The sequence below is a fragment of the Stieleria sp. genome (genome assembly GCF_041595215.1).
Classification (GTDB): Bacteria; Planctomycetota; Planctomycetia; order Pirellulales; family Pirellulaceae; genus Stieleria; species Stieleria magnilauensis.
This window is the reverse complement of sequence record NZ_JBFHKV010001487.1, coordinates 1-1,576: the sequence shown is the minus strand read 5'-3', so window position 1 is coordinate 1,576 and position 1,576 is coordinate 1. Positions and strand designations below refer to the sequence as shown.

General features: G+C 59.5%; 2 protein-coding genes. Both read left to right on the top strand.

The window, feature by feature from the left end; translation table 11 throughout:
• The first annotated feature begins 203 nt into the window (after window positions 1–203).
• On the top strand, window positions 204–761 hold the full coding sequence (pyrE, locus tag ABX749_RS32360; RefSeq protein WP_145217877.1) for an orotate phosphoribosyltransferase: 558 nt from the start codon (window positions 204–206) through the stop codon (window positions 759–761).
• Between the two features lie 23 nt (window positions 762–784).
• Window positions 785–1,423 carry a hypothetical protein gene (locus ABX749_RS32355; RefSeq protein WP_372899669.1) on the top strand — a complete coding sequence of 213 codons (639 nt, stop codon included), beginning with the start codon at window positions 785–787 and terminating at the stop codon, window positions 1,421–1,423.
• Window positions 1,424–1,576: the final 153 nt, after the last annotated feature.

The following is a 1,576-nucleotide window of genomic DNA, read 5'->3' as shown; positions in this document are numbered from 1 at the left end:
GGATTCTCAGCCAGGGTTCCTCTGTGACGATTCGCCGATAACAATGCCCACACAGGCAGCTCGTTTGCCTTGTGGTAAAAGGGGTCAGGTAAAAGGGGTCAGGCCTCTTTTTGGCATCCATCGGGATCGGTCAGGCCGGCAGCGGCCTCGACTGACAGAACGTAGGCGCCCCCGAGGCGCGAAAGCACGTAGGTAATCATGGCATGACGTACAGCAAACAAGCATTGATTGAACTCCTGGGTTCCGAGGCACTTCAGCGTGGCGAATTCACGCTGGCGAGTGGAAAGAAGGCCTCGTACTACCTTGATTGTCGGCGCATCACGTTGCATCCCCAGGGCGCCAATCTGGTCGCCGCCGGGATGTTGGCGGAGATTCAGGCATCCGGTCCGCTGCCGGCCGCGGTCGGCGGGATGGCGATCGGCGCCGATCCGATCACCGCCGCGATCGTCACCGTGGCCGGGCAACAGAATCTTCCGCTGAAAGGTTTCATGGTCCGCAAGGAGCCGAAGGGACACGGCACGGGCAAACAGGTCGAAGGACCGGTCGAACCCGGCCAGGAAGTCGTGATCGTCGAAGACGTGATCACCAGCGGTGGCAGCGCGCTCAAAGCCGTCGAGGCGGCCGAAGCGTTCGGTCTCAAGGTCCGTGAAGTGATCGGAATCATCGACCGGCTGGCCGGTGGCGAAGCCGCGTTTGCGGCCCGCGGATTGAAACTCAAGACGCTGACCACCATTCGCGATTTCGGGATCGAGCCGGAATAGTGGAAACGTCGCTGCATCAACAGTTGAAACTCCACTACGCCTGCGACGCGTCGCAAACGGAAGTCGTCGTCGGGCGTTATCGGATTGATGCAGTTCGAAATGATGAATTGATCGAAGTGCAATGCGCGTCGCTTTCGGCGATCAAATCCAAAATCAACGCGCTGTTGAATCGCCACACTGTCCGGGTGGTCAAACCGATCATCCTGCGAACTCGGATCGCCAAGAAGAAGAACGCCCGCGGCAAAGTGACGTCGCGGCGGATGAGTCCCAAACGCGGTGACACGTTGGATCTGTTCGAAGATCTGATCTATTTCACACGTGTGTTTCCGCATCCGAACCTGATTTTAGAATTGGCGTTCCTGCACGTGGAACAAACGCGCGTCCCCGGTCGCCGACATCGACGCCGCTGGCGCAAAGACTATCGCGTCGCGGATGTTTCACTCGAACAGATCGAATCGACGTTGGAACTTCGCAGTGCCGAGGACCTGTTTGAACTGGTGGGACTCGATCGCCAGACCGAGTCGTTCACGACCGAAGACATCGCCCGCGTGACCGGCCGCCCCAGGTGGTTTGCCCAAAAGATCGCCTACGTGCTCAAGCACACCCAGGCGATCGAGCCGATCGGACGCAACCGATCCGGCATTCTGTATCGCGCGGCGTAGCGGCAGCCAATGGGGCATGACCCCGAGCGGGCAACGCTGTGAAGCATTTATACCCTGCGTTTGACGAGGTGTTAGCGGCAGGGCGCAAGCCCTCCGGTCCCTCATCGTTCCCGAAACACCGGAGGGCTCGCGCCCTACCGCTAAAAAATGCTT

What these genes read in the sequence shown, in the direction of transcription:
- pyrE (WP_145217877.1), top strand. Translation starts at nt 204, where the DNA reads ATGACGTACAGCAAACAAGCATTGATTGAACTCCTGGGTTCCGAGGCA.